This is a genomic window from Pedobacter sp. 05L430, assembly GCF_056397585.1.
Genome location: NZ_JBFTNT010000212.1, coordinates 1 through 7322, shown reverse-complemented (window position 1 = coordinate 7322; position 7322 = coordinate 1). Strand labels below are relative to the sequence as shown.

7 protein-coding genes and 1 pseudogene are annotated in these 7322 nt (G+C 40.5%); 6 read left to right on the top strand and 2 right to left on the bottom strand.

Annotated elements, in window-relative coordinates; translation table 11 throughout:
- From AC1DG9_RS20150 to AC1DG9_RS20125, 6 genes are all read left to right on the top strand, one after another.
- Positions 1-1185, top strand: a 1185-nt coding sequence (locus tag AC1DG9_RS20150; protein ID WP_477635125.1) for an efflux RND transporter permease subunit, incomplete at its 5' end; no start/stop codon positions are given.
- Positions 1151-2422 carry a TolC family protein gene (locus tag AC1DG9_RS20145; RefSeq protein ID WP_246269514.1) on the top strand — a complete coding sequence of 424 codons (1272 nt, stop codon included), beginning with the start codon at positions 1151-1153 and terminating at the stop codon, positions 2420-2422. The genes AC1DG9_RS20150 and AC1DG9_RS20145, both read left to right, overlap by 35 nt.
- Positions 2400-3635 (top strand): efflux RND transporter periplasmic adaptor subunit, encoded by a 1236-nt coding sequence (locus tag AC1DG9_RS20140; protein WP_477635124.1) that lies wholly within the window; start codon positions 2400-2402, stop codon positions 3633-3635. Before AC1DG9_RS20145 ends, AC1DG9_RS20140 begins: the two co-directional genes overlap by 23 nt.
- 3 nt (positions 3636-3638) lie before the next feature.
- Positions 3639-4853, top strand: coding sequence for an efflux RND transporter periplasmic adaptor subunit (locus AC1DG9_RS20135; protein WP_337715233.1), 1215 nt, complete (start codon positions 3639-3641; stop codon positions 4851-4853).
- A 97-nt stretch (positions 4854-4950) separates the two neighbouring features.
- Positions 4951-5517: a DUF3347 domain-containing protein gene (locus AC1DG9_RS20130; protein ID WP_172660539.1), complete on the top strand. Its 567-nt coding sequence runs from the start codon at positions 4951-4953 to the stop codon at positions 5515-5517.
- A gap of 42 nt (positions 5518-5559) precedes the next feature.
- The gene (locus AC1DG9_RS20125) at positions 5560-5961 is read left to right on the top strand and encodes a DoxX family protein (protein ID WP_477635123.1); all 402 of its coding nucleotides are present in this window, start codon (positions 5560-5562) and stop codon (positions 5959-5961) included.
- Here AC1DG9_RS20125 and AC1DG9_RS20120 read toward each other — a convergent pair.
- Positions 5953-7119 (bottom strand): ABC transporter permease, encoded by a 1167-nt coding sequence (locus AC1DG9_RS20120; protein ID WP_337715231.1) that lies wholly within the window; start codon positions 7117-7119, stop codon positions 5953-5955. The genes AC1DG9_RS20125 and AC1DG9_RS20120 overlap by 9 nt on opposite strands.
- Positions 7088-7322, bottom strand: a pseudogene (locus tag AC1DG9_RS20115) (ABC transporter permease); the annotation flags it as partial. The pseudogene AC1DG9_RS20115 and the gene AC1DG9_RS20120, both read right to left, overlap by 32 nt.

The following is a 7322-nucleotide window of genomic DNA, read 5'->3' as shown; positions in this document are numbered from 1 at the left end:
ATCATCAACAGGATCAATATGCTGGCTACCGGTATCCGTACCGATGTAGGAATAAAAGTGTTCGGACAAAATCTGGATACAATTGCTTCGGTGTCAGAAAAGGTAAAAGCAGCATTAGTAGGTACCCCTGGGGTAAGCGATTTATTTGTAGAACCTATTACAGGGGGTAAATACCTGTCTATTGATGTAAAAAGAGAAGAGTTGGCCAGGTATGGCTTAAACGTAGATGACGTTAATCAGGTTGTTGAAAGTGCACTTGGTGGAGCAACTATTGGCAATACTATTGAAGGCAGACAGCGCTTTTCTATAAGCGTACGCCTTGCTCAGGAATACCGCAACAGTGTAGAACGCATTAAAAGAATCCCTATTCAATCAGCTTCCTTTGGTGAAGTTCCTTTATCGGCAGTTGCCGATGTGAAGTTTGAAGATGGGCCGCCAATGATCAGCTCTGATAATGCTATTCTGCGTGGTGCTGTAATGTTTAACGTTCGCGATAGAGATTTGGGCAGCACGGTTAAGGATGCAATGGAGAAGCTGAATAAAGAGAAGGGGGTTCTTCCCGAGGGGTATTTTCTGGAATGGAGTGGACAGTATGAAAACCTGATAAGGGGTAAGCAAACACTGATGTGGATTGCTCCGGTGGTTTTGGTGATCATTTTCTTCTCTCTGTATTTTGCATTTCGCTCTATTAGAGAAGCTTTTTTAAGTCTGATTACGGTTCCTTTTGCCTTAATTGGGGGGGCTTACATGATCTATTTCTGGGGAGTGAATTTGTCTGTTGGTGTAGCCGTTGGTTTTATAGCCCTGTTCGGGATTGCTGTGGAAACAGGGATTGTGATGGTAATTTACCTGAATGATGCCATGCAGCAGCTGATCAAATTAAAAGGGAATTCGAGCGAGACCATTACCAAGGAAGACCTTAGAGAATATGTAATTCATGGTGCAGCAAAAAGGTTGAGACCCAAGCTTATGACAGTTTGTGTGTCGCTATTCGGATTGGTACCCGTGTTATGGGCCAGTGGTGTTGGGGTAGATGTAATGCAACCAATAGTGCTGCCAATGATAGGTGGGGTACTAACTTCTTCCACACACATTCTGTTGGTTACACCGCTTATCTTTTTAATGTCCAAAGAGTATGAATTGAGGAAATATGGAAAACTGGAGGTTCACGATGTACATCATTAAAAAATTAACATGGATATTGTTGCTGCTGCCATTTTACACAACAGCACAACAAAAACAGGTGCTTTCCTTGGATACGATTTTGCACCGTATAGATAAAAACAACCTGTTGCTGCAGTCGTATGGTTTAAAGGCCGAGAGCTATAAACATACCGCTAAAGCGGCAACTGCCTGGATGGCACCAATGATTGGTGTAGGTACATTTATGACCCCTTATCCCGGTCAGGAACTTATGGACGACAGGGATAAAGGATCTGTAATGATACAGCTGGAACAGGATATCCCAAACCTATCTAAATTAAATGCCAACAAACGCTATATCGAATCTAAGGGTAAGGCAGAGAATGAAACCCGCGGCATTACCTTAAATGAATATAAAACGCAGGCAAAAAGGCTGTATTTCGGTTGGCTGGTTGCAGTACAAAAAATAGAAGTGCTGAAACAGAATGAGAAAATTATGCAGACCATGAAGAAGATTGAAGAGATCAGGTATCCTTTTAATCAATCGAAATTAGGTAGCGTATATAAAACCACTGCAAAACTGGAGGAAAACAAAAACATGATCCGCATGCAGGAAGGCGATATTGCTAAATCCAGAGCCTGGTTAAATAGTTTAATGAACCAGCCGGGAAATGCAGATATAGCTATTGATACCAATTATCAGCCAAAGTTTGTACAGGCAGATGCTATTGATACCGGGAGTTTGGCGTTGGCCAGAAATGATATTAAGAAGATGGATTACAATATCCAATCTATGCAGCTGAATATTGAAGCAATGAAAAAACAAAGCAGACCCGATTTTAAGCTGCGGTTCGATCATATGTCGCCTTTAACCAAGATGATGCCGAAGGCTTTTAGTGTAATGGGGATGGTAAGCATCCCGATTGCCCCGTGGTCTTCAAAAATGTATAAATCGGAAGTAAAAGGAATGGAATACGAAGTGCAGGCGATGGATAAAGAAAAGGCTGCCATGTTACAGGAAACCCAAGGGATGCTGTATGGTATGCAATTCGAAATCCAATCTATGCAAAAGCGTATCGATGCTATGGAAAGCAAGATTATTCCCGCACTGCAAAAATCACTGGATGTTAACTTTTTGAATTACCGTGAAAATAAAATGGAACTGCCTGAGGTAATTGATTCATGGGAGGCCCTTACTATGATGCAAACCAGCGTTTTGGATGAGAAATTGAAACTTTATTTAATGATAGCCGATTATGAGAAAGAATTATATCGCTAAGCGGCATACCTACGTATGGCTTGCAATGGTCCTGATCGGCGCGTTGGTAATCAGCTCTTGCAACAGGGGGAAAGACAATAAGCACATGAATCATGATGATCCTGGTGTTGTAAAAATTGACAGTAACCTTTCTCATTTGCTGAAACCTTCAAATGAGCAGGTGGTATCTACGCTCCCGGTAATTAAGGCTGAATATGGAACCAAAATATTTACAGAAGAGGTTCAGGGCATAATCAATTACGATACAAGAAATCAGAACAGCATTGCCAGCAGAGTGAGTGGAAGAATAGAACGTTTGCTGATTAAATACAATTACCAACCTGTTAAAAAAGGACAATTGATAATGGAGGTCTATTCACCGGATTTGGCAGCCGCACAACAGGAATTACTATTCCTGAAAGGTACAGGGACTGATCAGACGATGCTCCAGGGGGCAAAACAACGATTGATGTTGTTGGGAATGAGTGCTGCCAGTATTAATCAGCTAATAAAAACAGGAAAGGTAAACTACCGCATTCCTGTGTATAGCAATGCTGATGGGTACATACTTGAAAAATCTACGGCGCCAGTTGCAGCACCAAGTGTAGCTGTGCCATCATCTGGTGGAGATGAARTGGACAATATGGGAGGCGGAGGAAGCTCATCTGCGGCTACTCCTGTAAGTGCCGCGCCTGTAAATTCCCCTGTGTTATTACGTGCAGGACAATATGTGAGTGCCGGACAATCGCTTTTTACCATCTATAATGCTAATCAGCTGATCGCTGAATTCTCCTTAAAGCCTGCTCTGGCATCGCTTATAAAAAAGGGCGATCATTTTTTATTCTATAAAACGGCTGATAAAAGTACTATTCAGAATGCTAGCATAGGTATGATACAGCCTGTTTTTAAAGATGGGGTAAACTTTACTATTGCCCGCACTTACCTTAATAAACCAAACTTTAGGGTAGGTGAGCTGCTAACTGCCAGAATTCCTGTATTGCTTCATGCCTCATGGTGGCTGCCAGAATCGACTGCGATATCGCTGGGTAATAAAACAGTGGTTTTTAAAAAGGAAGGGAATGTTGTTATCCCTAAAGTGGTAAAGTCGGGGATTACCATTGCCGGAATGATACAGATTAAAGAAGACATCGGCAGCTGGGAGGTAAGTAAAAAAGCGGCTTATCTGGTAGATAGCGAAAGCTTCATAAAAATGACTGAGAACAAAGGAAATTAAGTTATGGAACGGAAATTATTTATAAAAAAGATTGCCTTGTTGGCGTTGGTTCCATCAATATTCATTGCTGCCTGCAGTAGTGAGGATAAATCAAAAGGTAAAATGATTGTCGCAAAACAGCAAACGTTTACTTGTCCGATGCACCCGCAGGTGATAAAAAATGAGATGGGCACTTGCCCCATCTGTGGAATGGATCTGGTTCCATTTGAAAAAAACAGTAATGAAAAGGCGCTGAAAATAGATGAAAAGCGACAAGCTTTAGCAAATATTACCACGGTATTGGTAGGTGAAGGTAGTCTTTCAGGAGCGAAACAGCTTAATGGAAGGCTTACTGTTAACCCAGAGCAAAGCAGTTATGTTTCCAGCAGAATTGCCGGTAGAATAGAGCAATTATATATACGAGAAACTGGTGTTAAGGTTGGTAAAGGACAGCCTTTATACAAGCTTTATTCAGAACAATTGGCCACACTCCAGCAAGAATATCTGATGGCGATGGCGCAGGAAAAAGAATTCAAGGGAGATAAAATAGAGCGGCAGATTGTTGCCGCTGCAAAACAGAAATTACTGTTGTACGGGCAATCCGAAAGTCAGGTACAGCAGCTTGTTAAAACTCAAAAGAAAGATCCGTATGTGGTTTTCTACGCGCCCGAAGGTGGTGTAGTTGCTGAGTTGTCAGTGACTCAGGGTCAGTATGTAACAGAAGGGAGTCCGATTTTAAGATTGGAAGGATATGGGCAGTTATGGGTTGAAGCCGATGTTTATCCAAGCGAGGCAAAAAATATAAAGATGGGTCAGAAAGTTAAGGTTGTTATTGCCGGATGGGAAGATCAGCCACAGGAAATGACCATTAGCTTCATTACCCCGTCACTTCAATCTGGAACCCAGCTTACACAGATCAGGGGAAGTATTGCTAATCCTCAAAATCAATGGCAACCAGGCCTGCAGGCAAATGTTTTTTTACCATCAGCAAATAAGAGTAATGTATTGACTTTGCCGGTTGATGCGGTAATTAGAGATGGTAAAGGTATGCATGTATGGATTAAAAAGGGTAAAGACAGCTTTGAACCCAGATCGGTAAAAACAGGACAGGAGAATAACAATGAAGTTGAAATTTCTGAAGGACTTAAAAATGGAGATCAGGTCGTAGTAACAGGAGCTTATCTTTTATATAGCGAGTATATTCTTAAAAAAGGTAAAAATCCTGTTGGGCATCATTGAGCTGACGACGGACGAGTGCCGTGATGACGAACAAAACCCTAGGTGACAAACTAAAATTGAATAAAACTTAGATTATTAATTAATAAAAAAGAAGAAGATGAGAACAGTAACTAATTTCATTATTACTTTGGCAGCAGTAACCTTATTTGCTGCATGTAGCAACCCACAAAAAACAACAGAAACAGATGCACACGAAGGCCACAGTCACGCGGCAGGAGAAACGCATGCCGAAACTACAGAAAAGGGTACTGCTGCTGCCGTAAATTTAAAAGACGATAAATTAAATGCAGTTTATCAACATTATGTTCATTTAACCAATGCACTTGTTAAAGGCGATGTGGCTGAGGCAAAAGTGGCAGCTAATGCAATTGAACTAGGCGCTAAAGATTTAGCTAATGGCACTTCTTTAGCCTCATTAGTAGCGAAAATAGGATCAGCAACTGATATTGATGCGCAAAGAATTGCATATGCTGAATTGAGTACAAACTTTATAGAAAGAGTAAAAGCATCTGGTTTAAGTTCCGGAGAAGTATATGTAGATTATTGCCCAATGGCTTTAAATGACAAAGGAGCATCGTGGTTAAGCAACCAAAAAGAAATAAAAAACCCTTATTTTGGCGAAAACATGCTGGCCTGTGGCGAAGTGAAAGAAACTATACAATAATTGAGATTGGTTTCTATATATTTATAGAAACCAATCATCAAAATGAAATCATTTCCTTTCATCTCTTTAAATCAAAGTCTGGGGCTCTTACGGGTATTTACTTGTTTGTTGTTCCTTGCACATGCCGTAGTTCGTATAACCGGTGGAACTATTGAGCGGTTCGGTGGCTTTCTTAACGGCAAAGGCTTTGTATACGGAACCGCTTTTGTTTGGGGAATTACTGCATTTGAAATCATAGGAGGACTATTGCTCCTTGCCGGGTATTTCAGAAAATGGATTTCAATAGGATTTATCATAATGCTTGCAATTGGCATTATAATCATACATGCAGAAAATGGTTGGTTTGTTGGCGAACATGGATCAGGGGGGATCGAATACAGCGCAATATTGATCGTTTGCTTTATTGTAATTGYGGCTGATGAATCAAAAAGCAAGTTAAGCTGATAAAAGATTCTTTTTTAACATATTCAACCTGATGTAGGCAATAACACTATAAAAACACCAAAGCAAAATTAAATGTATTAATGCTGAAGGATTTGCTGATAAACTCGCTCCCGACTGAACTATTGAGGAATAGATTTGAATAAATGGTGTTGTAGGTAATAGTTTTGATAGCCATTGAACAGCTAAGGGTAAGGATTCGAATGGCCATGAGTATCCCGTGATCAGAAAAATCGGATAAGTAGAAAAAGCCATCATTTGCAGGCAGAGCAATTGCGATTTAAACAGCGATCCAATAAATTGAGCCATAGGAATAAGCGTAAGAATAAACAGTATCAATAAGACACTCAATTCGAAACCATTGCCGCGCATCGGTAAATTGAGCAGGTTATAGTTTACATTCAAAAAGAAAAAAGCATAAGCTGAAAATAGAAACAGATAAAATAATCCTTTCCCCCAGATACCGGTAGATATTCCTCCCCTTAGCCACTCCCCAATACGTGAATGTTGTCGCTCTCCGGCCACACTTTCAGATAAACCTATCAGTAAGGTTTGTTGTAAAATTAATGCCAGTAGTCCAGGGAGCAGGAATGCACCATAGCTTGATCTTTCGTTAAACATTGGCCTGTAATCTAAATTCACGGGCAGTACGTTTTGCATGGCTATGGTGGAGCTCATGCCTTCGCTTTTTTGGAAATACTGTAAGCGTACACCTGCACCAATGGTAAGGCATATTTGCTGCACGTTCATTAGGATATCGCTTGAGGGCAGGAACCGGGCTGCATTTACGGCAAGTACCACATTGCTCTGCTTTAAGGTTAGTAAATTTGATTCTGTACCTTTTGGAATATAAAAATACCCCTGACAGTTTCCACGGTACATTTGCTCTTTGGCCTCTTCAAGATTAGGGAAATGAATTAATTCAACAATAGGAGAGTTATCAATATTTTGTTGGAGCAACCTTGATAGCCTTGAATGATCATCATCAACAACAGCAAGCTTTACATTTTGCTCTTCTTTATTAATGTAGATGCTTCCATAAAAAAACGCATAAAGCAACGGCGCAATCAAGAGGGTCAGGAGCAAGCTATGGTCCTTCGCCACAAGGGCGGCCTCTCTTAAAAAGAGCTTAATTATGGACTGCCCTGATTGCTTTTTCATCTTTACTGGTATTAAACTGACGTTGAAATAAAAGAATTGCAGTTGGGAACATCACTGCGCAAAACAATAAAAGCTTATTTAAATCTGCCTGTGCATAATGCAATGGTAAATTCATATAATAAACCTTAAAAAAGGCATCCAGAAATGGTGTGTAAGGCATAATGGTAGCATAGTATTGATCGTACCATGGCATGGCCCATCTT